Source organism: Caulobacter sp. GW821-FHT10A06, assembly GCF_059415805.1.
This window is the reverse complement of sequence record NZ_JBWKNY010000008.1, coordinates 19,893-43,824: the sequence shown is the minus strand read 5'-3', so window position 1 is coordinate 43,824 and position 23,932 is coordinate 19,893. Positions and strand designations below refer to the sequence as shown.

At 67.4% G+C, this 23,932-nt stretch carries 25 protein-coding genes and 2 pseudogenes; 12 read left to right on the top strand and 15 right to left on the bottom strand.

All coding sequences use genetic code 11. The features are described 5' to 3' along the window. Window positions 1-7 precede the first annotated feature (7 nt). Window positions 8-559 carry a GNAT family N-acetyltransferase gene (locus AC07NF_RS22815; RefSeq protein ID WP_494632888.1) on the bottom strand — a complete coding sequence of 184 codons (552 nt, stop codon included), beginning with the start codon at window positions 557-559 and terminating at the stop codon, window positions 8-10. Beyond that, window positions 556-2,748, bottom strand: a complete 2,193-nt coding sequence (locus AC07NF_RS22810; protein WP_494632886.1) for a S9 family peptidase — start codon at window positions 2,746-2,748, stop codon at window positions 556-558. Before AC07NF_RS22810 ends, AC07NF_RS22815 begins: the two co-directional genes overlap by 4 nt. Between AC07NF_RS22810 and AC07NF_RS22805 the strand changes: the two are divergent. Both AC07NF_RS22805 and AC07NF_RS22800 read left to right on the top strand, forming a co-directional pair. Next, window positions 2,712-3,725: pseudogene (locus AC07NF_RS22805) on the top strand (trypsin-like serine peptidase). The gene AC07NF_RS22810 and the pseudogene AC07NF_RS22805 sit on opposite strands and share 37 nt — an antisense overlap. A 76-nt stretch (window positions 3,726-3,801) precedes the next feature. Then, window positions 3,802-3,995: pseudogene (locus tag AC07NF_RS22800) on the top strand (CsbD family protein); the annotation flags it as partial. A gap of 50 nt (window positions 3,996-4,045) precedes the next feature. Here the strand turns inward: AC07NF_RS22800 and AC07NF_RS22795 are convergent. Both AC07NF_RS22795 and AC07NF_RS22790 read right to left on the bottom strand, forming a co-directional pair. Further along, window positions 4,046-5,944, bottom strand: a complete 1,899-nt coding sequence (locus tag AC07NF_RS22795; protein WP_494632883.1) for a M1 family metallopeptidase — start codon at window positions 5,942-5,944, stop codon at window positions 4,046-4,048. Between the two features lie 47 nt (window positions 5,945-5,991). Continuing rightward, window positions 5,992-6,915, bottom strand: a complete 924-nt coding sequence (locus AC07NF_RS22790) for an alpha/beta fold hydrolase (protein ID WP_494632878.1) — start codon at window positions 6,913-6,915, stop codon at window positions 5,992-5,994. 106 nt (window positions 6,916-7,021) lie between these two features. Here AC07NF_RS22790 and AC07NF_RS22785 point away from each other — a divergent pair, with 106 nt between their 5' ends. Next, on the top strand, window positions 7,022-7,810 hold the full coding sequence (locus tag AC07NF_RS22785) for a helix-turn-helix domain-containing protein (RefSeq protein ID WP_494632877.1): 789 nt from the start codon (window positions 7,022-7,024) through the stop codon (window positions 7,808-7,810). Here the strand turns inward: AC07NF_RS22785 and AC07NF_RS22780 are convergent. The 8 genes from AC07NF_RS22780 to AC07NF_RS22745 all read right to left on the bottom strand — a co-directional run bounded on the left by AC07NF_RS22780 (window position 7,792) and on the right by AC07NF_RS22745 (window position 15,185). Further along, window positions 7,792-8,265, bottom strand: coding sequence for an OsmC family protein (locus AC07NF_RS22780; protein WP_494632875.1), 474 nt, complete (start codon window positions 8,263-8,265; stop codon window positions 7,792-7,794). The two genes, AC07NF_RS22785 and AC07NF_RS22780, sit on opposite strands and share 19 nt — an antisense overlap. After that, window positions 8,266-8,583: a DUF1272 domain-containing protein gene (locus AC07NF_RS22775; protein WP_492813074.1), complete on the bottom strand. Its 318-nt coding sequence runs from the start codon at window positions 8,581-8,583 to the stop codon at window positions 8,266-8,268. A 73-nt stretch (window positions 8,584-8,656) separates the two neighbouring features. After that, a complete protein-coding gene (locus tag AC07NF_RS22770; protein WP_099580679.1) occupies window positions 8,657-9,103 on the bottom strand; it encodes a MaoC family dehydratase in 447 nt (148 codons plus the stop codon). A gap of 55 nt (window positions 9,104-9,158) precedes the next feature. Beyond that, complete coding sequence (locus AC07NF_RS22765) at window positions 9,159-10,493, bottom strand: Nramp family divalent metal transporter (protein WP_494632871.1); 1,335 nt, start codon at window positions 10,491-10,493, stop codon at window positions 9,159-9,161. A gap of 32 nt (window positions 10,494-10,525) precedes the next feature. Further along, a complete protein-coding gene (locus tag AC07NF_RS22760; RefSeq protein WP_494632869.1) occupies window positions 10,526-10,867 on the bottom strand; it encodes a DUF4180 domain-containing protein in 342 nt (113 codons plus the stop codon). Between the two features lie 24 nt (window positions 10,868-10,891). Further along, on the bottom strand, window positions 10,892-11,908 hold the full coding sequence (locus tag AC07NF_RS22755) for a nucleotidyltransferase family protein (protein WP_494632868.1): 1,017 nt from the start codon (window positions 11,906-11,908) through the stop codon (window positions 10,892-10,894). Between the two features lie 47 nt (window positions 11,909-11,955). Further along, window positions 11,956-13,494, bottom strand: coding sequence for an acyl-CoA synthetase (locus AC07NF_RS22750; protein WP_494632867.1), 1,539 nt, complete (start codon window positions 13,492-13,494; stop codon window positions 11,956-11,958). Window positions 13,495-13,517: 23 nt separating this feature from the next. Further along, complete coding sequence (locus tag AC07NF_RS22745; RefSeq protein ID WP_494632865.1) at window positions 13,518-15,185, bottom strand: GMC family oxidoreductase; 1,668 nt, start codon at window positions 15,183-15,185, stop codon at window positions 13,518-13,520. A 166-nt stretch (window positions 15,186-15,351) separates the two neighbouring features. Between AC07NF_RS22745 and AC07NF_RS22740 the strand changes: the two genes are divergently transcribed. The 8 genes from AC07NF_RS22740 (at window position 15,352) to AC07NF_RS22705 (ending at window position 21,335) form a co-directional block, all read left to right on the top strand. After that, window positions 15,352-16,686, top strand: coding sequence for a cytochrome P450 (locus AC07NF_RS22740; RefSeq protein WP_494632864.1), 1,335 nt, complete (start codon window positions 15,352-15,354; stop codon window positions 16,684-16,686). A gap of 59 nt (window positions 16,687-16,745) precedes the next feature. Continuing rightward, a complete protein-coding gene (locus tag AC07NF_RS22735) occupies window positions 16,746-17,630 on the top strand; it encodes a crotonase/enoyl-CoA hydratase family protein (protein ID WP_494632862.1) in 885 nt (294 codons plus the stop codon). A 56-nt stretch (window positions 17,631-17,686) separates the two neighbouring features. Then, window positions 17,687-18,910, top strand: coding sequence for a DUF2336 domain-containing protein (locus AC07NF_RS22730; protein ID WP_454717522.1), 1,224 nt, complete (start codon window positions 17,687-17,689; stop codon window positions 18,908-18,910). A 307-nt stretch (window positions 18,911-19,217) separates the two neighbouring features. Then, window positions 19,218-19,637 carry a Ros/MucR family transcriptional regulator gene (locus tag AC07NF_RS22725; protein ID WP_454761142.1) on the top strand — a complete coding sequence of 140 codons (420 nt, stop codon included), beginning with the start codon at window positions 19,218-19,220 and terminating at the stop codon, window positions 19,635-19,637. A gap of 197 nt (window positions 19,638-19,834) precedes the next feature. After that, entirely contained in the window at window positions 19,835-20,332 is a 498-nt protein-coding gene (gene mopJ, locus AC07NF_RS22720) for a motility/cell cycle regulatory protein MopJ (RefSeq protein ID WP_454718708.1), read from the top strand. A gap of 93 nt (window positions 20,333-20,425) precedes the next feature. Further along, window positions 20,426-20,800, top strand: a complete 375-nt coding sequence (locus AC07NF_RS22715) for a hypothetical protein (RefSeq protein ID WP_494632859.1) — start codon at window positions 20,426-20,428, stop codon at window positions 20,798-20,800. Further along, window positions 20,797-21,063 carry a DUF5985 family protein gene (locus AC07NF_RS22710; protein WP_454717519.1) on the top strand — a complete coding sequence of 89 codons (267 nt, stop codon included), beginning with the start codon at window positions 20,797-20,799 and terminating at the stop codon, window positions 21,061-21,063. Before AC07NF_RS22715 ends, AC07NF_RS22710 begins: the two co-directional genes overlap by 4 nt. Then, entirely contained in the window at window positions 21,060-21,335 is a 276-nt protein-coding gene (locus tag AC07NF_RS22705) for a DUF5985 family protein (protein WP_492813057.1), read from the top strand. Before AC07NF_RS22710 ends, AC07NF_RS22705 begins: the two co-directional genes overlap by 4 nt. On the opposite strand, the gene AC07NF_RS22700 is transcribed toward AC07NF_RS22705, so the two are convergent. The 3 genes from AC07NF_RS22700 to AC07NF_RS22690 are packed head-to-tail and all read right to left on the bottom strand — an operon-like array spanning window position 21,332 to window position 23,376. After that, window positions 21,332-22,243, bottom strand: coding sequence for a ribokinase (locus tag AC07NF_RS22700; protein ID WP_492813055.1), 912 nt, complete (start codon window positions 22,241-22,243; stop codon window positions 21,332-21,334). The genes AC07NF_RS22705 and AC07NF_RS22700 overlap by 4 nt on opposite strands. Before the next feature lie 18 nt (window positions 22,244-22,261). Continuing rightward, entirely contained in the window at window positions 22,262-23,062 is an 801-nt protein-coding gene (gene fliP / locus AC07NF_RS22695; RefSeq protein WP_492813053.1) for a flagellar type III secretion system pore protein FliP, read from the bottom strand. After that, the gene (locus tag AC07NF_RS22690) at window positions 23,062-23,376 is read right to left on the bottom strand and encodes a FliO/MopB family protein (RefSeq protein WP_492813051.1); all 315 of its coding nucleotides are present in this window, start codon (window positions 23,374-23,376) and stop codon (window positions 23,062-23,064) included. Before AC07NF_RS22690 ends, fliP begins: the two co-directional genes overlap by 1 nt. A gap of 109 nt (window positions 23,377-23,485) precedes the next feature. Here AC07NF_RS22690 and flgB point away from each other — a divergent pair, with 109 nt between their 5' ends. Continuing rightward, window positions 23,486-23,929: a flagellar basal body rod protein FlgB gene (gene flgB / locus AC07NF_RS22685; RefSeq protein ID WP_492813549.1), complete on the top strand. Its 444-nt coding sequence runs from the start codon at window positions 23,486-23,488 to the stop codon at window positions 23,927-23,929. Window positions 23,930-23,932: the final 3 nt, after the last annotated feature.

Genomic DNA, 23,932 nt, shown 5'->3' with positions numbered 1-23,932 from the left:
ACAATTGCTAGACGCCGCTGAGTTGCATCCCCGGCGCGTCGGGCGGGGTGTCGCCACCGCCGTTCAGCGAACGCTGCATCCAGACCAGGTCGACCCAGCGGCCGAACTTGTGGCCCATGTTCGGGAAAACGCCCATTTTTTCAAAGCCTAGCGCCGCGTGCAGGCCGATCGAGGCGTCGTTGCCGCTGTCGCCGATCACTGCGCACATTTGTCGCAGGCCCAGAGCTTCACAAGACGCGATCAGGGCCGAAAGCAGGGCCTTGCCGACGCCTTTTCCCACTGCATCGGGCGAAATATAGACGCTGTCCTCGACCGTAAAGCGATAAGCAGCGCGCAGGCGGAAGGGGCCGGCGTAGCAATAACCCAGCACCTCGCCGTCCAGTTCGGCGACCAGATAGGGCAGGCCGCGGTCGAGGAAGGCCGCGCGGCGGCGGCCCATCTCGGCCTGGTCCGGCGGGACTTCCTCGAAGGTGCCCAGGCCGTTCAAGACGTTCCAGGCATAGATGGCGGTAATCGCCGTCAGGTCGGCGTCAGTCGACGCCCTGATCACTAAACTCACGCCTTGGTCCAACCCTTGTCCACCGCCCACACCGCGAAGGCGTAGTCCAAGGCGATCTCTTTCAGGAAGTCAAAGCGTCCCGATGCGCCGCCATGGCCGGCGTCCATATTGATCTTCAGAAGCACAGGATTGCCGCTGGTGGTGGCGGGTCGCAGCTTGGCGACCCACTTCTCCGGCTCCCAGTAGGTGACGCGAGGATCCGACAGCCCGCCGGTGGCCAGCACGGCCGGATAGGGCTTGGCCGAGACGTTGTCGTACGGCGAGTAGCTGGCGATGTAGTCGTAGGCCTCCTTGTCCTCCAGCGGATTGCCCCATTCGGGCCATTCCGGCGGGGTCAGTGGCAGGCTGGTGTCGCTCATGGTGTTGACCACGTCGACGAACGGCACAGCGGCGATGATGCCGGCGAACAGGTCCGGCCGCATGTTGGTGATGGCGCCCATCAGCAGGCCGCCGGCCGAGCCGCCATAGGCCACCGTGTTGGCGGGCTTGCCGTAGCCGGCCCCGTGCAGGTGCTCGGCGCAGGCGATGAAGTCGGTGAAGGTGTTCTTCTTCTTGAACTTCTTGCCGTCCAGGAACCAGCCCCAGCCCTTTTCCGAACCGCCGCGCGGGCAGGCCGTGGCCCAGATCCAGCCGCGATCGACCAGGGACAGGTTTCGGATCGAGAAGCTGGGCTCCATGGCGATGCCGTAGCTGCCGTAGCCGTACAGCAGCAGCGGGGCCGAGCCGTCCAGCTTTGTCCCCTTCTTCATCAGGATGAAGATCGGCACGTCGGTCCCGTCGCTGGCCTTGGCGTTCAGGCGGCGGGTCTCGTACTGGGCCGGATCGTGGCCCGACGGGATCTCCTGCGTCTTGCGCAGGGTGCGCTGGCGCGAGGCCATGTCGTAGTCGAACCACTGCCGGGGCGTGGTCATCGAGTTGTAGACGAAGCGGACGTTGTCGGTGTCGTACTCGTAGCCGCCCTCGAGGCTCAGCGCGTAGGCCTGCTCGTCGAAGCCGATGGTGTGCGCGTCGCCGTTCGCAGCGGTGACCACCACCTGGTTCAGGGCGTCGACCTTCTCCAGGCGCACGAACCAGCGCTTGAAGGCCATGGTCCCGGAGATCAGGCGGCCCGGCTTGTGAGCGATCCAGTCCTTCCAGTTGGCCTTGCCGGTGGCGCCCTCCGGCGCCGTGACCAGCTTCCAGTCGACCGCGCCGTCGGCATTGGTGCGGACCACCCAGTGGTCGTTCCAGTGCTCGGGCTCGTAACGCAGACCCACCTCGCGCGGGTGGAAGACCACCGGGGTCGCGGTCGGCGTGGCGGCCGGGATGATCAGCGCCTCGCTGGTCTCCTGGTTGCCACACGAGATGACGATGTACTTCTCCGACGCCGTGAGACCAACGCCGATGAAGAAGCCCTCGTCAGGCTCGTCATAGATCAGCACGTCGTCCTTGGCCGCGCCCTTGGTCGGGCGGCGATAGATCTTGGCCGGGCGGCCGTTGTCGTCGCGGAACGTCCAGTACAGCCACTGGCTGTCGGGCGAGAAACAGAAGTCGCCCGTGGTGCTTTCGACGGGGCTCTCCAGCACCTTGCCGGTCGCCAGGTCCTTGACGTGGATGCGGTAGACTTCCGAGCCCTGCTCATCGACGGCGAAGGCGTAAAGCTTGTGATCCGGCGAGTGGCTGGCCGCGCCGACCTGGTAGAAGGCCTTGCCTTTCGACTCAGTCTCCTCGTCCAGCAGGATCTCCTCGGAACCTCCACCGTGAGGCTTCCGCGCGTGGATCGGATGCTGCGCGCCCTTCTCAAAGCGCGTGTAATAATCAAACGGACCGTCTTTTGCGGGCACCGAGGCGTCATCTTCCTTGATGCGCCCCTTCATCTCCGCGAACATTTTTTCTTGAAGGCCTTCCGTCGAGGCCAGCATGGCCTTGGTGTAGGCGTTCTCGGCCGTCAGGTGCTCCTTGACGTCGGCCTTGATCAGGGCCGGGTCGCGCAGGACCTTCTGCCAGTTGTCGTCCTTCATCCAGGCATAGTCGTCGGTGCGGCTGCGTCCCAGCTGCTCGATGGTCTTGGGGATCTTCTTGGCGACCGGCGGGGTGGGGCGAACGACGTTCTGCGCGGACATGGGGGACCCGAAAGCTGTTCCAGACAAGATTACAGGGGATGACGTAAGCGCTGCGGCGGCGCTCGTCATCAGGCGTCGGCGATCCATGCGCAAATTCCCCCGTAACCCAACACAACGCGCAAGTGCGGCAGAACGACAACTTGCGGTGCGAGAATCCTGTGGTCAAATTCCCTCAGCAGTCGGGCGAGTAAGCGTAACTACTACAAGGGGGCGATATGGCCTGGGATCTGTCCGTCGACCTGATCAAGGCGACGGTCCAGCTTGAACAGCCGCTGGGCGACGGTTCGCGGACCGTCGGCACGGGCTTTCTGATCTCGGACCCGACCCCGGACGGCAAGCCGCGCGTCATCCTGATCACCGCCGCCCACGTCTTCGAAAAGATGCCGTCGATGTCGGCCAAGATCGGCTATCGCATCGAGGGCGACGGCGGCGTCTGGCGCTTCGATCCCGAGACCCTGAAGATCCGCGACGGCGACCACCCGCTGTGGACCAAGCACCCGACCCGCGACGTCGCGGCCATGGTCGTCGAGGCCCCGCCCGAGTTCGTCAAGGCGGCGATCCCGATCAAGTACCTGGCCCAGGACGACACCTTCAACCAGTACAATCTGGGTCCGGGCGACGAGATGATGGCGCTGGGCTTCCCGCGCGGTCTGTCGGCCAACCCGGCTGGCTTCCCGATCCTGCGTTCGGGTCGCGTGGCCAGCTACCCGCTGGCCCCGGCCGCCAACTTCCCGACCTTCCTGATGGACTTCTCGGTGTTCCCCGGCAATTCGGGCGGCCCGGTGTTCATGGCCGAGGGCGCGCGCCGCCGGCCGGGCGCCAGCGAGAGCCAGGAGGTCCAGTTCGTGGCCGGCCTGCTGACCCAGCAGGTCGAGCTGTCGGGCGAGCGCTTGGAGATCGGCATCGTCACCCACGCCAAGTTCATCCGCGAGACCTTGGCCATCCTGGACAAGATCCCCGGCGCGCCGGTCACCCAGGCGCGGCTGGCCAAGCCCGAACAGCCCATGCCGGGCGCCATCCCCGCGGTGGCCGTCTCGGCCATGGCGATGGGCGCTTCACACTAGGAAATTCCCGGAACCCGGTGAGGGACCCGCCCGTTTCTTCTGCAACGCAATAATGCGAACCAGCAGGAGCGAGCTCATGAGCACCAATCGTGTGGAAGGCGCCATAGACAAGGCCGCAGGCGCGGTCAAGGAAGGCGTTGGCAAGGCTACCGACAACGAACGTCTGGAAGCTGAGGGCGCCGCCCAAAAGGCCAAGGGCGACATCCAGAACAAGGTCGGCCAGGTGCAGGACAAGATCGGCGACGCGATCAAGCACTGAACACCCGCCTACGACTAAAGAAAACGGCCGCCGGAGCGATCCGGCGGCCGTTTTGTTTTGGCTACTTCACGATCGTATCGACCGTCTGCCGCGTCACCGCGTGATAGAGCGGCCGGGTCTGGCCGTAGATCCGCTTGGCGATCGGCTGGCCCCAGTCGCCCTGGGCCATCAGGTCCTTGAACAGCGGGGCCACGAACTTGCGGCGGCCCTGGTCGGTCAGGAAGGCCTCCAGCGACGGCAGGGCCGGCTGGTAGCGGTTGGCCACGGCCAGCTCCAGCCAGACGAAGCGGATCTCGCTGTTGCCCTGGGCGTCCAGGCCGAAGGCTTTATCCAGCGTGTTGAGACGCTCGGTCGACAGCTTGCGCGGCAGGCTGGCGATGAAGCGGGTGCGTTCGGGCGTGCTCCAGGCCTTCCACTTGGCCAGCGGCGCGGGGCCGCCCTTGGCGTACTCGGCGGCCAAGGCGTCCACGGCCGGGAAGGCGACCGACTTCACGTGGACGGCGTTGTCGGGCAAGCCCACCTCGTAGACCCACTTGTCGATGCCGATCGCTGCTTCGAGCTTCGGATCGCCCTTGATCAGGTTCTGGCGCAGGTCGGCGACGAAGCCGGCCGTGGTCTGGCTCTGGAAGGCGTGGCGGGCGAAATAGGCCTTCAGATAGGCGTCCCAGCGCGGCCGGCCGACAGCCTTCTCGATGGTGCGCAGGAAGGTCGCGCCCTTCTGGTAGGCGATGTCCGTCATGCCGTCGTCGGGGTCACGGCCGGTCAGGTCGAGGTGCAGGCGGGTGTCGGCGCCGGTCGGGCCGCCGGCGTCGGCGATGGCGGCCTGCAGGTCGCTCCAGCCCAGATCGGCCAGCATGTCGGCGCGCGGTTTGCCGTACAGCTTCTCCATGATCCGGTTTTCGAAATAGTCGGTGAAGCCCTCGTTCAGCCAGAAGTCCGACCAGGTGGCGTTGTTGACGAGGTTGCCCGACCACGAGTGCGCCAGCTCATGCGCCACCAGGCTGACCAGCGAGCGGTCGCCGGCGATGATGGTCGGGGTGGCGAAGGTCAGGCGCGGGTTTTCCATGCCGCCGAACGGGAACGACGGCGGCAGCACCAACAGGTCGTAGCGGCCCCAGGCATAGGGGCCGTAGAGGCTCTCGGCGGCGGCGACCATCTTCTCGACATCGACCAACTCGTTGGCCGTCTTCTTCATCACCGACGGCTCGGTATAGACGCCGGTTCGCTTGCCCAGCGGGGTGAAGGTCAGGTCGCCGATCGCGATGGCGATCAGGTACGAGGCCACCGGCTTGTCCATCTTGAAGCGGTAGGCGCGGCTGCCGTCCTTCAGAGGTTCGCCGTTGGGGGTGAGCATCTGGGCGCTCATCACCGCCTTCAGGCCCTTGGGCGCGACGATGCGGGCGGTCCAGGTCTGGCGGATGCCGGGGCTGTCCTGGGTGGGGATCCAGCTGCGGTTCAGGATCGCCTCGCCCTGACTGAACAGGTACGGGCTCTTCTTGCCGGCGGTCTGGGCGGGGGTGAGCCATTGCAGGGCCGCGCCGCCCGGGGCGCTGTCGTAGCGGACGATGATCCGCTTGGCGCCGTTGAGCTGCACCGTCAAAGGCGCGCCCAGGATCGGGTCGACCTTGCCCAGGGTCCAGGGCAGGGCGTTACCCTTGGCGTCGGTGACGCCGTGGATCACCAGGCCCTTGGTGTCGAGCACGACCTCTTTCGCATCGGGCGCGGCGGCGATGTCGAGGGCCGCGGTGCCGGTCATTTTCTGGCCGGCGAAGTCGGCAGTCAGGTCCAGGTCGATGTGCGTGACCCGCGCCACCAGCGGCTGGGCGTAGGAGTGGATGTCGCGCGCTTCGGCCGTCTTCAGGATAGCGGGGACGGGCGGGCTTTGCGCGAAGGCGGGCACGGCGGCGCCGCACAGCAGGAGCGACAGCAGAACGGCGCGGCCACGGGCTTGGAAGGTCATGGATCATCCCTGAAACAAGGGATGTCTTGTGCGCCCTCGCGCGCCGTCTAGGAAGCCCTCGCGAAGGCCAGGATGTCGGCGTTCAGCCGCTCGATGTGGGTGAACATCAGGCCGTGCGGCGCGCCGTCGTAGACGACCAGTTCGGCGTTCGGGGCTAGCGCGGCATAGCGCTTGCCGCTGGTCTCGAGCGGCGTCGAGGCGTCCTTGTCGCCCTGGATCACCAGCATCGGAACCTTGATGTTTGGGATCTCCGGCCGCAGGTCGGCGGTGGTGGCGGCGCGGTTGCACTCGACCAGGGCCTTGATCGGCGTCTCCAGCATCAGGCCTCGGATCCAGTCCATCATTTCTCGCGAGGTGTCCGGCGTCACGAACGGCCGGGCGTTCTCCTCCAGCCAGCGGGGATAGTCGCGCATCAGCACGTGGGTGCGGAAGGCCTCGAACATCGCGGGCGGCAGGCCGGTAGGGTTGTCGGCCTTGTGGGCCGGGCAGGGATCCAGCGGGGCCAGCAGCAGCACCTTGGCCACCCGCGCCCCGCCGTGACGGCTGAAATACCGCACCACCTCGCCGCCGGCCATCGAGTGGGCCACCAGCACCACGTCGCGCAGGTCCAGCTGCTCCAGCACCGCGGCCAGGTCGTCGGCCAGGGTGTCGTAGTCGTAGCCCTTCCACGGCGCGTCCGAACGGCCATGTCCGCGCCGGTCATAGGCGATGCAGCGCAGGCCCTGCTCGGACAGCTCGGCGGCCTGATAGGCCCAGCACTCCGACGGCAGGCCCCAGCCGGCCAGGAACACCACCGGTCGCCCCTCGCCCCAGTCGCGGAAATAGAGCCGGGTCCCGTCGCGGGCGGTGATCATGGCGGGGCGCTTGGCCGGGGCGGCGGGCTTGGCGGTCGCCTGGGCCGGTAGGCTGGCGACGATGGCGCCGATGCCGGTCATGACGGTGATGGCGTGGCGGCGGGGCAGGGCGGTCATGGGGGCTCCTCCTCTTGAGCCCGACCAGGATTTCGCCGCCGACGCGGATCGTCGATTACGCGTCAGGTAATGGCGGCGGCGCGCAGGTCGCCCTAGCTTGCTGGACATGAACACCGCGACCCTCACCCCGACGATCGGCGAGCGCCTGCGCGACTGGCGCCAGAAGCGGCGCCTGAGCCAGATGGACCTGGCCCTGGAGGCCGAGATCTCGACCCGGCACCTGTCGTTCCTGGAGACGGGCCGCGCGACGCCCAGCCGGGACATGGTTCTGCGCTTGGCCGAGCAGCTGGAGGTTCCCTTGCGCGAACGCAACGCCCTGCTGCTGGCCGCCGGCTTCGCGCCGGTGTTCCCCGAGCGGTCCTATGACGACCCTGGCCTGGCCGCCGCCCGCGTGGCGGTCGAGGCGGTGCTGCACGCCCACATGCCGTTCCCGGCCTTGGCCATCGATCGCCGCTGGATCATGCTGGCCAGCAACGCCGGCCTTGCGCCGCTGCTGGCGGGTGTGTCGCCCAAGCTCCTGGAAGGTCCGGTCAATGTGCTGCGGGTCAGCCTGCACCCCGAGGGCGTCGCCCCGCGCATCGCCAACCTGGCCGAATGGCGCGGCCATATCCTGTCGCGCCTGCGCCGCCAGCTGGCCGAGAGCGGCGACGCCGAGCTGGCCGACCTGATCAAGGAGCTGTCGGCCTATCCCGGCGGCGAGGCCCATCCCCGCGCCGGCGAAGGCCTGATTGCCGCCCCGCTGCGCCTGAACACACCGCACGGCGAGCTGTCGTTCCTGTCGGCCACCATGACCTTCGGCTCGCCGCTGGACGTCATGGTCTCGGAACTGGCGATCGAGACCTTCCTGCCGGCCGACGCGGCGACCGCCAAGGCGCTTCAGTCGACCTCTTCGTAGGTCGCCGCGTAGTCGACCGGGAAGTTCACCGAGCGGGCGATGAAGCAGACCTTGTGGATCTCGTGGTGGACGGCGTCGGCCTTGGCCAGGTCCGCGCCGCGCTCGACCAGGATGTGCGGTTTCAGCGTCGCGCTGAGGAACCGGCCGGCGCCGTCGGGCGTGCTTTCGCCGACGCCGATCGGCTGGTCGCGGTAGCCCTTGACCACCACGCCGGCGACCGAGGCCAGGTGCAGGTACCACAGCATGTGGCAGGCGCTCAGCGACGACAGCAGCAGGTCTTCGGGATTGTGCAGCGTCGGGTCGCCGCCCAGCAGCGGGTCGTTGGAGCAGTTCACCACCGGCTTGCCCGGCGTGGCGATGTTCCAGGTGCGGTCATAGCCGCGATAGGTGCGCGTGCCGTCGCCCCGGTCGCCGGTCCATTCGATCAGGCAGGTGTAGTCGTGCTGCTTGGCCATCTAGCGCTCCTCCGGTCGGACGTCCTTCAGCCGCGCGGTCATGGCGGCGATCTGGTCCCGGCTCCAGCGGCTGTACTTGCGGACGACGCCGGCCGGATGGAAGCCCAGGCCGAGTGAAATATGCGGATGGTGGTAAGCCTGCTTCGGTCGGATCGGCCGCAGCGCGAAGCCGCCGCCGCAGGTGGGGCAGACGTTCTGGAGCGTCTGCTCCGCGCAAGTCGCGCAGTAGGTGCACTCGTAGCTGCAGATGCGGGCGTTCAGCGCGTCCGGCGCCAGATCGACGTCGCACAGTTCGCAGTTGGGACGGAGCTCGAGCATGCAAATCCCCTGGCGGTAGGTCCGCTCGCTATCGCAAGCGGCCGCCAGGGGAAATGACAGGGATCCCTCGATTTCAGCCGTAGATCACCGAGATCGTCTCGGCCACGCAGGCCGGGCGTTCTTCGCCCTCGATCTCGATGGTGCACTCGTTCTTCATCTGCAGGCCGCCCGACTTGGGCTCGGCCGAGAGCAGCTTCTGGCGCATGCGCACGCGCTTTCCGACCCGGACCATGCCGGTGAAGCGGACCTTGTCGCAGCCGTAGTTGATGCCGCGCGTGACGCCGGTGACGCGCAGGATGTCGGCGCCCAGCATCGGGATCAGGGAGAGGGTCAGATAGCCGTGGGCGATCGGGCCGCCGATCTCGCGGGTGGCGCGCTCGACGTCGACATGGATCCACTGGTGGTCGCCGGTGGCCTCGGCGAACAGGTTGACGCGCTCCTGGGTGACCTCGACCCAGTCGGACACCCCGATCTCCTGGCCGACCAGGCTGGCGACGTCGGCGTAGGCGACTTCCTTCATGGTATTTTCTCCCTCGAACAGTTGTTCGGATAGAGACCAGTCCGGGCGTCGCGGGTCAACCGGAGAAGGTCGAAACCACCAGCCAGACATTGGCCGCCGAGATCACCACGAACAGGAACCAGGCCACGATCTTGGTGGTCCAGCCGTTGGCGAAGGCCCCCATCAGCGCCTTGTCGTCGGTGAAGCGCAGCAGCGGCCAGATGGCGAACGGCAGCTGGGCCGACAGCACCACCTGGGTCAGGATCAGGAGCTTGCCGACCGAGTGCTCGCCCAGGGTCAGCACGCCGATCAGGGCCGGCACGATGGCCAGGCCCCGGGTGATCAGCCGCCGCTGCCAGCAGGGGATCTTCAGGTCCAGGAAGCCCTCCAGGATCACCTGGCCGGCGATGGTGCCGGTGAAGGTCGAGCTCTGCCCCGAGGCGAACAGGGCGACGGCGAACAGCACGCCGGCCAGCACGCCGCCGGTGACCGGGGCCAGCAGCTGGTGGGCTTCCTCAATGCCGGCAACTTCGGTCAGACCCGTGCCGTGGAAGGCCGAGGCCGCCAGGATCAGGATGGCGGCGTTGATCAGCAGGGCCAGCAGAAGCGACACGACGGTATCGATGGTCGACAGGCGGAGGGCGGCGCGCTTGCCAGGCTCGTCAGCCGGGACTACCCGCGTCTGTACGATCGCCGAGTGCAGGTAGAGGTTATGCGGCATGATCGTCGCACCCAGGATGCCGATCGCCAGGTACAGGGCGTTGCCCTGCTTCAGCGCATCCAGCGACGGCACGAGCCCGCGCGCCACGTCGGCGCCGTTCGGCGGGGCCAGGATCAGCTGCACCAGGAAACAGATCCCGACCGTCGAGATCAGGCCCAGGATGATCGCCTCCAGCTGCCGGAAACCCTTGCCCTTCAGGCCCAGCACGATGACCGTGTCCAGCGCGGTCAGCAGCACCCCGGCCCACAGCGGGATGCCCAGCAACAGCTTGAAGGCCAGGGCGCTGCCCAGCACCTCGGCGATGTCGCAGGCGATGATGGCCAGCTCGGCCAGCAGCCACTGGACCTTGACGGTGCGTGGCCCGAACCGCTCGCGCGACATCCGCGCCAGGTCCTTGCCGGTGACCAAGCCCAGCCGCATCGACAGGGTCTGCAGCACGATCGCCGCCAGGCTGGACAGCACCACCACGAACAGCAGGGACGTGCCGTAGCGCGACCCGGCCTCGATGTCGGTGGCCCAGTTGCCGGGGTCCATGTAGCCGACGCTGACCAGCAGGCCGGGGCCGGCGACCCGCAGCATCCGTTTCCAGGCCGGCAGCCCGTCCGGCACGACGACGGCGCCCCGCACCTCGGCGGGACAGAACGGCGCGGTGGCGGTCTTGGGGAGGCGGGCGAGCAGGCTGGCGAACATGGGGCCTAGTTAGGCGCTCGCGGCCAAGCTTGTCAGCCCTCGGCGGCCAGTCGGGCGTCCAATGCGGCGTGATCGTTCAAGAACCAGACTTGCTGGCCCTTGTTCGACTCGTAGACGAAGTCGTTCTGGCTGCGGCTGGCCTCGGTGCGCGCCGAGATGTCGCCGATGAAGGCCAGGCGCATGCGGTAGTTGGTGAACTTCTGGATCACCTCGCCGGCGATGCGGGTGGAGAGCTCCAGGAACCCGTCGGCCAGCCGTTCGACTGGCACGGCGACCAAGTCGGCCTCGGCGCTCCAGGCGTCGCTGAGCAGATCGTTGACGGTGGTCGCGTCCAGCGGCGGGCCGTCGGCGGGGACGAACAGGATCTTGGTCATGGCCGGCAGATAGGCGTCTGGAGCTCAGCTTTCCAGCACGGCGCGGGCGTCGGCGGGCAAGAGGCTGACCGCCTGATCGAGCAGTTCGCGCCACGCCTCGCCGCGATCGCGGGCCTCGGCATAGGCGTCGCGCAGGGCGAAGGGGTCGTCGTGGCTGAGGGCGTGGATCAGCTGGACCGATTGCAGCCGATCCTTGACGCCCTTCTCGGGGTTCACCTTGCGGTCCCGGCTGACGATCAGTTTGTGGATCGCGTAGCGGGCCGGTGCCGGCGCGTTCACCAGCGCGCCGCCGCCGTGGAGGACGGCGGTCTGGATAGGATCACGCAGCAGGAAATCCATGAATGGCAGCGGAACCGCGTCGCTCTTCAGCGTCGGCAGGTACGAGGGCTTATCGCGCGGGGCGCCACGATTGGTGGTCAGCACGTCCAGCCGATAGCGCTCGCCGAGCGAATAGCTGGTCGTGCGGCGGGCGTCGAAGGCGTAGCTCACTGGCGCAAAGCGCGGATCCAGTTCTCTCAGAATTTCGAGCAGAGGACGGTCGAGCGTGTCGTCCAGGTTCGAGGCGATGCCGAAGTCCTGAGCGACATCCAGGTCGAGCGTCGCCAGGCTGGTGACGGGCAGGCGTACGGCCAGGTGCGCCGCATAGGTCTGGAAGGCCACGGTGCCGACCAATAAGGCGCGCAGGCGAAAGGCGCCTGCTGCCGCGAGCGCCAGGATGATCTCGCCGCTGGTCCGGTCAGGGCGCGGGGCGCCCGAGGCGATGATGGCGGCGACCAGACGGCGGCGGTCGTCCAAGTCGGCGCGGTGCTCGCCATGCCGCGCGATCGTCTCGCGCAGCTCTTCGCTGTCGGGGCCGACATAGACTTGGCGGCGGCTGTCGGCGCCGCCGGTCGGCATCTGGACGTACCAGTAGAGCCGGCCCTTCACGGTCTTCGACACGAAGCTCGAGCCCGGCGGATAGTCGCCGACGCGCCCAAGACGCAGGCGTTCCATCAGCTCGGCATAGCTGGTGTGCGCCGAAAGGGGCAGCCGCTCGATCATGGCGCCAAGTTATACGCAAATCCGAAATCTGCGTATAACTTCTTCGCCTAGACGATCCGGCTCTCGCCCTTGCCCCAGTACGCATCCCGGATCAGCCGCTTGTAGAGCTTGCCTGTCGGATGCCTCGGCAGCTCCGCCATGAAGTCGATGCGCCTTGGCGACTTCACGTGGCTGAGATTGGCGCGGGCGAAGGCCATCAGTTCGACGGCCAGGGCGTCGCGGTCCTCGGCCTGGTCCATGGGCTGGATGACGGCCACGACCTTCTCGCCCATCTCCTCGCAGGGTGCGCCGACCACGGCGGCGTCGGCGACCTTGGGGTGGGTGATCAGGAGGTTTTCGATCTCCTGCGGATAGATGTTCACCCCGCCCGAGATGATCATGAAGCTCTTGCGGTCGGTCAGGTAGAGGTAGCCCTCTTCATCGGCCCAACCGACGTCGCCCAGGGTGGTCCAGCCGTGCTTGTTGTAGCTCTCGGCGGTCTTGTCGGGGGCGTTGTGGTAGTTCACCGCCGGGCCGTTGGCGAAGTAGACCGCGCCCTCGGTGCGCGGCGGGACGGGGTCGCCGGCGTCGTCGCAGATGCGCAGCTCGCCCAATACCGCCTGGCCGACGCTGCCCTTGTGGGCCAGCCAGTTGTCGGAATTGATCCAGCAGAAGCCGTTGCCCTCGGTGCCGGCGTAGTACTCGTAGATCACCGGGCCCCACCAGGCGATCATCTGCTCCTTGACCGGGACAGGGCAGGGGGCGGCGGCGTGGACCGCCGACTTCATCGACGAGACGTCGTACTTCGCTCGGACTTCCTCGGGCAGTTTCAGCATCCGCACGAAGTGGGTCGGGACGAACTGGCCGCAATTGACCTGGTGCTTCTCGATGAGCGCCAGGGCCGCCTCGGGCTCGAACTTCTCCATCACGATGACCGTGCCGCCCAGCTTGTGCACGGTCATGCACCAGCGCAGCGGGGCGGCGTGGTAGAGCGGGGCGGGCGAGATGTAGACGCTGTCGCCGCTGAAGCCGAACAGGCCCTGGGCCATCATCTGCAAGGCATTGGGCGCGTCGATCGGGCCGCCGTTCAGGGCCGGCTTCACACCCTTGGGTCGGCCGGTGGTGCCTGACGAATAGAGCATGTCCGAGCCGGCGGTCTCGTCGGCGATCGGCGTGGTCGGCTCGGGGGCGCGGGCCTCCTCGAAGTCGGCATAGGCGCCCTGGGCGCCGCCGACCGCGAACAGGGTCAGATCGGGCACGAGCCGGGCCACCTCGTCGATCAGCGGCCCCATGGCGGTGGAGGTGACGAACACCTTCGCCCCGCAGTCCTTGAGGATGTATTCGACCTCGGCCGCCGTCAGCTTGGTCGAGACGCAGACGAAATACAGCCCCGCGCGCTGCGCCGCCCAGGCGACCTCGAAAAAGCGGGCGTTGTTCTCCATCAGGATGGCGATGACGTCGCCTTGAACCAGGCCCAGTGAGCGGAAGAGATGCGCCCCCTGGTTCGACCGCGCGTCCAGCTGGGCATAGGTCACGACCTCGCCCGAGCTGGCCATGATGTAGGCCGGCTTGTCGCCTTGGGATTGGGCGTGAAGGTAGGGGTGCATCTCGATACCTCTGCGTCTGGGGCTTAGGCGGCGACGGGCGCGCGGGCGGCTTGCCGGATCATGTCGCTGGCCTTCTCGGCGATCATGATGGTGGGGGCGTTGGTGTTGCCCGAGACCAGGCGCGGCATGATCGAGGCGTCGACGACCCTTAAGGCTTTGACCCCGCGCACGCGCAGCTGCGGATCGACCACGGCCATCGGCCCGTGGCCCATCTGGCAGGTGCCGACCGGGTGGTAGATCGTCGAGCCCGACAGGCGCGCATAGGCCAGCAGCTGCTCGTCGGTGCTGAACTCGCCCCCCGGATTGATCTCGCTGTCGACATAGGGCGACAGGGCCTGGGCCTGGCCGATCTTGCGGGCCCACTTCAGGCCGGCGACGGCGACTTCCTGGTCCAACGGATCGGCCAGGTAGTTGGCGAAGATGGTCGGATAGACGGATGGATCGGCCGACTTGATGCGGATGTGGCCACGGCTCTCGGGGCGCAGCTGGCAGGGGGCGATGGTCAGGCCGGGAGCGTCCTCCAGCTCCATCTTCTGCTCGTTGACCAACTTATCCAGGTCCATGGTGGCGGGCAGGATGTGGAACTGGATGTCCGGTCCCGCGAGATCCGGACGGGATTTACAGAAAGCGGCGATGTGCGCGGCCGACAGGGTCAAGAGGCCCTTGCGCTGGAACAGATACCGCAGCGCCTCGCCGGCCAGGCGGCCGCCCTTCGACTGCTCGTTGACCGAGACGACGCCGGCTTTCAGCCGATAGCGCACGCTCATCACATAGTGGTCCTGCAGGTTCTCGCCGACGCCTGGCAGGTCGTGGACCACATGGACACCGTTGCGGATCAGGAGCTCGGCGGGGCCCACGCCCGACAGCTGCAGCAGCTGCGGCGAGTTGATCGCGCCGCCGGCCAGGATGACCTCGCCGCGTGCCTTGGCTACGCGCTTGACGCCGTTCTGGGTGAACTCGACGCCGACGGCGCGCTTGCCCTCGAACAGCACCTTGCCGGCCAGGGCATTGGTCTCGACCGTCAGGTTCGGGCGGTTCATGGCCGGGTGCAGATAGGCCACCGCCGCCGAGCAGCGCTGGCCATTCTTGACCGTCAGCTGGTAGTAGCTCACGCCCTCTTGCGACGAGCCATTGACGTCGTCGTTGCGCGGGATGCCGGCCTGCTCGCAGGCCTCGATCACCGCGTCCGAGACCGGGTGCTTGGTGGTGACGTCCGAGACGTTCAGCGGGCCGCCCGTGGCGTGCCAGTCGCAGCCGCCGCGCTCCTGGTGCTCGGCCCGGCGGAAATAGGGGGCCACGTCGTCCCAGCCCCAGCCCTCGCAGCCCAGCTGCCGCCAGCCGTCATAGTCGGCGTGCTGGCCGCGGATGTAGAGCAGGCCGTTGATCGAGGACGACCCGCCCAGCACCTTGCCGCGCGGCCAGACATGGGTGCGGCCGCCCGTGCCGGGGTCCGGCTCGGTCTGGTACAGCCAGTTGACCTTGGGATCCTTCAGCGTCGACGAGTAGCCGACCGGGATGTGGATCATCAGGTTCGAGGCGAATTGGCCAAGGTTCTTGGTCGGGCGGTCGTCGCCGCCGGCCTCCAGCAGCACGACCTTGAACTTGCCGCCCTCGGACAGCCTGGCCGCCAGCACGCAGCCGGCGGAGCCCGCGCCCACGATGACGTAGTCGGCCTCGATGATCCCGGTCATCGTTTCTCTCCCTTCGGCCTCCGCGTGTGACCCGCGTGATCGCCGTTCAGTTTGGAGCATGCGCGCACCTTTCCCGATCGCGCAAGTTGCCGTCGCGGCGCCGTTCCTCCGTCGCGTTTCCGGGGTATCGTCGCTTCAAAGAACGATGCTCTGGGAGATGCGCGCGATGGACCTGATCAGCCAGACGGTAGTGGACGGCATTGCCGGTCCCGGCGCGCCCCCGACCTATCCGACGCTGAGCGGCGTCGACCTCGCAGACATCTTCCGCTTCACCAGCGGCCAGCCCTGGGCCGACTTCGCGCGGATGCGCACCGAGGCGCCGGTCATGTGGCACGGCGAGCCATTCAACGGTCCGGGCTTTTGGGCGCTGACCAAGTACGACGACGTCCAGCGCGTGAACGGCGATCCGGCGACCTTCTCGTCCCAGCGCGGCGGCATCCTGATGTCGATGGGGCCGCCGGACAAACGCCACGCCCTGCTGTTCCGGGCGTCGATGGACACCATGATCAATCTGGACGCGCCGCATCACCTGCAGCTGCGTCGCGAGCACATGCCGTACTTCACGCCCGCTTACTTGCGCGGCCTGACCGAGCGGGTGCGGGCCGAGGTGACCCGGCTTCTCGACGCGATGGAGCCGCTGCTGGAGGGCGGCGCCGAGATCGACATGGTCGAGCACTTCAGCTCGATCCTGCCGCTGTTCACCCTGTGCGAGATCCTGGGCGTGCCGCCCGAGGACCGGCAGAAGTTCCTCGGCTGGATGCACTACCTCGAGCGCGCCCAGGACCTGGCCGTCCAGAACGCCGCCGCCCCGATCGCCCCGACCCTGGAGCTGATGCAGTTCGTCCAGGACTTCAACAACGGCGTCGAGGAGATGTTCGAGTACGGCCGCCGGATGCTGCTGAAGCGTCGCGAGGACCCGAAGGAAGACCTGATGACGGCCATCGCGCGGGCCCAGGTCGACGGGGCGCTGCTGGCTGACGAATATCTCGACGGCTCCTGGCTGCTGATCGTGTTCGCGGGCAACGACACCACCCGCAACACCCTGTCGGGCGCGATGAAGCTGCTGACCGAGTTCCCCGACCAGAAGCAGAAGCTGATCGACGACCCGTCGCTCTTGGGCGGCGCGGTCGACGAGTTCATCCGCATGGTCAGCCCGGTGATCTACATGCGCCGCACGGCCACCGCCGATGTCGAGGTCGACGGCCAGCTGATCCGCGAGGGCGAGAAGGTCGTGATGTACTACGGCGCGGCCAACCGCGATCCGGAGATGTTCCCCGAGCCCGACACGCTGGACGTCACCCGCGCCAACGCCGGCAAGCACATCGCCTTCGGCTATGGCCCCCACACCTGCATCGGCAAGCGCGTGGCTCAGATCCAGCTGGAGGAGGCCTATCGCCAGATCCTGGCGCGGTTCCCGGATATGAAGTGGACGGGGAACATCGAGATCGCGCCGAACAACTTCGTCCACGCGATCAGCAAGCTGGGGGTGAAGCGCGGGTAGGGCGGTTGCGGCGTATTCATACGCGTGTTTGACTGCCTGCAAATCACGAGGAAGCCCACATGTCGCAGCCCACCTTCGAGACCATCCTGTACGACGTCGAGGACGGCATCGCGACGATCACTCTGAACCGTCCGGAGCGGATGAACGCCTTCACCGCCCGGATGATGAAGGACATGATCGAGGTGTTCGACATCACCGACGCCGACGACGCGGTGAAGGCGGTGATCATCACGGGCGCGGGCCGGGCGTTCTGCGCCGGGGCCGACCTGGGTGGCGGCGGCGGCACGTTCGACCGTTCCTCGCCCCAGGCCGTGGAGCGCGAGGAGGGCAAGGTCGGCGACGTCTATCGCGACGGCGGCGGCCGCGTGACCTTGCGGATGTACGACAGCCTGAAACCCATCATCGGCGCCATCAACGGTGCGGCGGTTGGCGTGGGCGTGACCATGCAGCTGCCGATGGACATCCGGATGGCCTCGACCGAGGCCAAGTTCGGCTTCGTCTTCGCCCGTCGGGGCATCAATCCCGAGGCGGCTTCGTCCTGGTTCCTGCCGCGCCTGGTGGGCCTGCAGACGGCGCTGGAGTGGTGCTACACCGGCCGTGTGTTCCCGGCGTCCGAAGCGTTGGAGAAGGGGCTGGTCCGCTCGCTGCACGCGCCCGACGAGCTGCTGCCCGCCGCCCGCGCTTTGGCCCGTGAAATCGCCGACAACACCGCGCCCGTGTCGGTGGCCCTGACCCGCCAGCTGCTGTGGCGCATGGCCGGCGCCGCGCACCCGATGGAAGCCCACAAGGCCGACAGCCGGGCCATCCAGTCGCGCGGCGCATCCGGCGACGCCAAGGAGGGCGTGACCTCGTTCCTGGAGAAGCGCAATCCGGTCTATCCGAACAAGGTCTCGACCGACGTGCCGGACATCTGGCCGGAGTGGGAAGAGCCGGAATTCCGGTGAACTTGTCGCGGGCGCCGCTCACGGCTCGTTAAGCACGATCTGCTCTTTTCGATCGGATGAATGACGCCGCGCGGACATCGCCGTTCGAAGAGCCGGAGGCCCCCAAGGCTGCGCCGCGCTCGCGCTCGGCCCTGCTCAAGCGCCTGGCCGACGTGGTGTGCCTGCCGACCAGCCGGATCAACGCCTTCGAGCGCTCGATGACCGCCGACCTGCTGGTCGAGATGCTGCGCGACGCCAATGTCACCGAGCGCGAGAAGGTCGCCCGCCGCCTGGCCATGCTGACCGAGATGCCGGGCGTGCTGGCGCGCCTGCTGCTGCGTGACGAGCTGCCCGTCGCCCGCGCCCTGCTGGTCGAGGCCGAGAAGCTGTCGGACGCCGACCTGATCGCCTGCCTGTACCAGTCGACCACCGATCACCGCCGGCTGATCGCTCAGCGGCGCGGCGTCAGCGAGGTCGTCGCCGACGCTCTGATCGACATGGGTGAGCCGCCGGTCATCGAGACCCTGCTGCGCAACGAGCTGGTCAAGTTCAGCCACCAGGGCGTCGAGAACATCGTCGCCGCCACGCGTGACAACCAGTACCTGATCCCGCTGCTGCTGCGCCGCGCCGAGCTGCGTCCCAGCCACGCCTATGTCATGTTCTGGTGGGCTGACGCCGAGGCGCGCAAGACCATCCTCCAGCGCTTCGCCGTGTCGCGCGAAATCCTGCAGGACGCCGTCGGCGACGTCTTCGCCCTGGCCTCGGCCGAGGGCTGGCAGGACCCGCTATCGCGCAAGGCCCTGCAGTTCATCGAGCGCCGCCAGCGCAACCGCGCGGCCATCGCCAAGAGCCCCTATGGCAGCCTGGACGAGGCGGTCGCCGCCGGCGAGGCGGGGATCACCCGCGAGATCGCCGAGGAGATCTCGTACCTGTCGGGCCTGAAGCCGATGACCGGCGCCAAGATCTTCACCGATCCGGGCGGCGAGCCCCTGGCCATCCTGTGCAAGGCCACGGGCCTGCCGCGCAACAACGTGCGCCTGTTGTGGCGCGGCCTGCGCCGCCAGGACGTCGACCGCAGCGGCGCCATCGATCACGCGCTGGAGCGGGTGCTGACCGTCTATGACATGGTCGCCGTCGACCGCGCCCAGACCGTGCTGCGCTACTGGAACTGGTCGCTGACCTCGGCCCTGACCCCTGCCCTGCTGAAGGCCATTCGCGAGGGCGACGAGGCCGCCGTCGACGAATACTCGGCCCCGCAGCGCGCCGCGATGCTAGCGCTGTCTCGGGATTTCGGCCGTTAGAGCCCGAGAGGGGCTCTAACTCCCAATATTTGGAGCGCGCTTTGCGGGCGAAACCGCGCACACTTTCGCCCAGCGCGCTCTAAATCCGGAATATCGTTGGTTTTTCGGGACGGCTACTTGTGGCCGCTCAGGAACTCAACCTCACTTACTTGCCACCTGGCTGGTTGAGTCGGTTGGGCGAACACTGAATTATTACGGACAATCTCTTACAAACCCCGTATTGCCCGCCGCTTGCAACTTTTGTATGCAGCCCTCGACTGGTTAGTGAATCAGTCGTGTAAAAAGATTGGCTTACGGGCGAGGCCTTATGGAAGATCAATCCGACCTGATCGAGATGACGGCGGGCATCGTCTCCGCCTATGTCGGCAACAACGTGGTTTCGACCGCCGACCTGCCAGCTCTGATCAAGCAAGTTCATGCCGCGCTGGCCAATGTCGGCGCTCCGGCCGCCGAGCCGGCGCCGGCTCCCAAGGAGCCCGCGGTTCCGGTCAAGAAGTCGATCACGCCCGACTTCCTCGTGTGCCTGGAAGACGGTCGCAAGTTCAAGTCGCTGAAGCGCCACCTGCGCACCAAGTACGACATGACCCCCGAGGACTACCGCGCCAAGTGGAACCTGCCCAAGGATTACCCGATGGTCGCCCCGAACTACGCTGAGGCGCGTTCGAACCTAGCCAAGCAGATGGGCCTGGGCCAGGGCGGCCGTAAGCCGGCGCGCAAGGCGAAATAGTCGAGTCGGAACAAAAGCTTGGCCGTTAGCGGCCTCGCCAGACCCCAGCGCCCGCCGTCCGAACCCGGACGGCGGGCGTTGTCTTTGGCAGTTGACTCAATATGGGAATCTTGTCGCGCGACATGTTTTTCACTTGCCGCCGATTCGTTCCTTAAGCGATAGTGAATCGAAGTGATTCCAATAGCTTGTTAAGGACTCTGAAGATGTCCGCGCAATTGAGCGCATCCGCCACGGCGGCCCGCGCTCATCAGGAGATGTTCGCCTATTGGGCGTCCCTCCGCCGGGGGGCGAGCCTCCCTGCGCGCGTCGACCTGCATCCTACGAACATGAAGCGGCTGCTGCCGACGGTGTCGTTGATCGACGTCGTCAAGGGCGAGACCCGCGACTACCGCCTGCGTCTGGCCGGCACCGGCCTGTACGGCGTGTATGGCCGCGAGATCACCGGCCGCAAGCTGGACGACGTCTACAACACCGCCGCCGGCGACTACTGGCGCAAGGAACTGGACAAGGTCGTCGACGAGCGCCGTCCGGGCGTCGGTGTCCACAGCCTGGCCTGGCGCGGCTCGCCGCACATGTCGATCCTGTGGCTGCGCCTGCCGCTGGCCACCAACGGCAAGGACGTCGACATGATCCTCGGCTACGACGCCGTGGTCGGCGCCGCCGCCGAAGGCATCTCGGGCATCCGGGCGGCCTAAGGCCCCCATCCCAGAAATCCCTACAGCTCAGCTTGCCCCTCGGGCGAACCCCCTTAAGGTCCGCCGCTTCCAAGGGGCAGACTTCGAGACGGCGTGACTGGGGACCGGGACGTTCTGAGCTTCATCCGCGAACACATCCGGTCGGTGTGGGCGCTGGAGCTGTTGCTCAAGCTGAAGGCCGATCCCGAGCGGTGCTGGACGGCCGACGAGCTGGTCGAGTCCATGCGCGCCAGCCATGCCCTGGTCGACGGCAATCTGGACGCCCTGATGAGCGCCGGCCTGGTGGTTCCCGACGACGCCGGCTGCTTCCGCTATCGCCCGGCCGCGCCGGCCTTGGGCAAGCTCTGCGACGAACTGGAAGAGACCTATCGCGTTCGTCCCGTGACCGTGATCCGCTGGATCTCGGCGCCGGCCGAGCGGCTGCAGTCGCTGGCCGACGCGTTTAAATTCCGGGGAGGGGGCAAATGACACCCGCGGTCGTCTACGGCCTGTGCCTGCTGGCCAGCCTGCTATGCGCGGGGCTGTTGTTTCGCGCCTGGGCCAAGGCTCGCACGCGCCTGCTGCTCTGGACCGCCGTGTCGTTCGGCTTCATGGCGCTGAACAACCTGCTGCTGGTCGTCGACCTCGTGCTGCTGCCCACCCAGGTGCAGCTGTGGTGGCCGCGCCAGATCGCCCTGGCCGTCGCGATCGGCGTGCTGATCTACGCCTTCATCTGGGAGGTCGACCAATGAGCGGCCAGGAGGGCCTGATCGCCGGCGGCTTGAGCGCCGGCTTCCTGGTGCTGGCGGCGTTCTTCCTGCGCTTCTGGGGGCGCACGCGCGACGGCCTGTTCCTGGCCTTCTCGGCGGCCTTCGCGCTGATGGCGGTGAACCAGGCGCTGCCGGTGGTGCTGCACATCCCGCAGGAGGACCGCGGCGGGATCTATCTGATCCGCCTGGCGGCCTTCGTGCTGATCATCGTGGCGGTGGTGGCCAAGAACCTGAAGCGCGACCCGGAGGGCTAGCCCTCCAGGAAAGCTTCCGCTTCGCGGCGCGAGGGCATCGACGGCGCGGCGCCGGCCTTCTGCACCGACAGGGCCGCGGCGCCATTGGCCAGCTCGACAGCTTCGCGCAGGTCCATGCCCGAAGCCAGGGCGGCGGCCAGGCTGCCGCAGAAGCAGTCGCCGGCCCCGACGGTGTCGACCGCCTTGACCTTCTTGCCCTCGACCAGGAAAGCCTCGTCGCGACGCACGGCGGCGACGCCGGCCGAGCCCAGGGTGACGATGATCGTCTGGTCCGGCCGGCTCATCAGCTTGCGGGCGGCGACCGAGACGTCCTCCAGCCGGACCGGTTCGCGGTCCAGCTTGGCGTAGGTCGCCAGCTCGGTCTGGTTCAGGATCAGGATGTCGGTCAGCGGGAACAGCGCCGCGCCCTGGGGCAGGGCCGGGGCGGCGTTCAGCACGCGCAGCGCGCCCTTGGCCGCGCCGGTGCGAAACAGGGTCTCGATGGCGGTGGCCGGGGTCTCCAGCTGGCACAGCAGCACGCGCTGACCCTCCAGCGGGGTCGAGCCGACCTGCTGCGGGGTGACCAGGGCGTTGGCCCCGGCGGTGACGACGATCATGTTCTCGGCGTTGTTGGCCACCCAGACGTGGGCCTGGCCGGTCGGCACGCCCGACAGCTCCATCACGTCGGCGACCTGCACGCCATAGCCGGCCAGGCTGGCCTTGAGGCTCTTGCCAGAGTCGTCGCCCCCGACCGCGCCCATCAGGCGGGTGGCCGCGCCCATGCGGGCCGCCGCGACCGCCTGGTTGGCGCCCTTGCCGCCCAGGAACAGCTCCAGCGAGGTGCCGGCCACCGTCTCGCCCGGGCGAGGCAGGTCATCGACCCGCGCCACGGCGTCCAGGTTGATCGAGCCGAGAACGAAAACAGTCATGGTGCAGGTCTTCTACGTTTATCCGCCGCCGCCGCGCTGGAAGCTCTCGACGAGGCTGCCTGCGACGAGTCGCCAGCCGTCCACTAGCACGAAGAAGATCAATTTGAACGGCAGGCTGATCGCCGCCGGCGGAAGCATCATCATGCCCATGCTCATCAGCACGCTGGCCACGACCAGGTCGATGACCAGGAACGGAATGAACAGCAGGAAGCCGATCTCGAAGGCGCGCTTCAGTTCCGAGATCATGAAGGCCGGCGTCACTACCTGCATCGGCAGGTCCTGGGCGGCCTGGGTCTTGGGGGCCTTGGACAGGCGGACGAACAGGGCCAGGTCCTCGCGGTCGACCTGGCGCAGCATGAACTGCTTCACCGGCCCGCTGGCCTGGTCGAAGGCTTCCGGCAGTTCGATCTGGTGGTCCAGCAGCGGCTTGATGCCGGCGTCATAGGACTTCTCGAAGGTCGGGCCCATGACGATGGCGGTCAGGAACAAGGCCAGGCTGATGATCACCGGGTTGGGCGGGCTCTGCTGGATGCCGATGGCGGTGCGCAGTAGGCCCAGCACCACCACGATCCGCACGAACGAGGTGGTCATGATCACGATCGACGGGGCCAGCGACAGCACCGTCATCAAGCCGACCAGCTGGACGACCCGGTCGGTCAGGCCCGCGCCCGAGCCCAGGTTGATGTTCACCGCCGACTGGGCCAGGGCCGCGGCCGGCATCACCGCGCAGGCGATGGCGGCCAGCACCGAGATGACCGCGGCGCGCCGCACGTCCTCGGCCTTGGCGCCCGTCACGGACTTGATCAGGTCGCGGATCATCAGACCACGGGCTCCGGGGCGGGGACGGTTTCGGCGGGCTTTGTCGGTTGCGGAGAAGGGATCCAGTCCAGCAGCTTGCCGTCGCCCAGCAGGACCATGCGCTCCTGGCCGTCCAGGCTGACGATGACCAAGCGGCGGGTGGGGTCCAGGGCCAGGCTCTCGACGATGCGCAGGCGGCGCTCCTGGCGCGCGGCGATCGCGCGGCCGATAGCGTCGGGCCCGTACTTGCGTAGCGCCCACGCGGCCAGGCCGATCAGGCCCAGGGTGACCGCCAGCGCCGCCAGGGCGCGAATGAATTCGACGATATCGAGCATGAGCCGCCCAAAAGCGAGACAACTTGGCGCAGGCAAATCGTGCCTACGACCCTGGTGTGCCTGAGGGTTCTTAATGCCGAATTAACCCTGTTTCTTCACCATGATCGCCATGGGTCCGGATGACATTCCCCTTTTCGGCATGCTCAAGAGCCGCCTCGGTTATCTGACCGAGCGCCAGAAGCTTGTCGCCCAGAACGTGGCCAACGCCGACACGCCGGGGTACCGCCCCAGCGACCTGAAGGCGTTCAGTTTCCAGGCCTCGCTGATGAACCAGAGCGCCGGCTCGGCCTATCGTGGCGGCCCGGTCGCGCCGACCAACGGCGTGGCCATGATGGCGACCTCGGCCTCGCACATGGCGCCGGCCAAGGCCCCCAGCGCCTGGCGCGAGACGGCGGGCCCGGACTCGGAAACGACCCTCGACGGCAACTCGGTCTCGCTGGAAGACCAGATGCTCAAGATGACCGACGCGCGCATGAACTACGACGCGGCGATCAGCTTCTACCAGAAGTCCATGAACATGCTGCGCCAGGCGGCGCGCAAGCCGAACGGCTAGGGG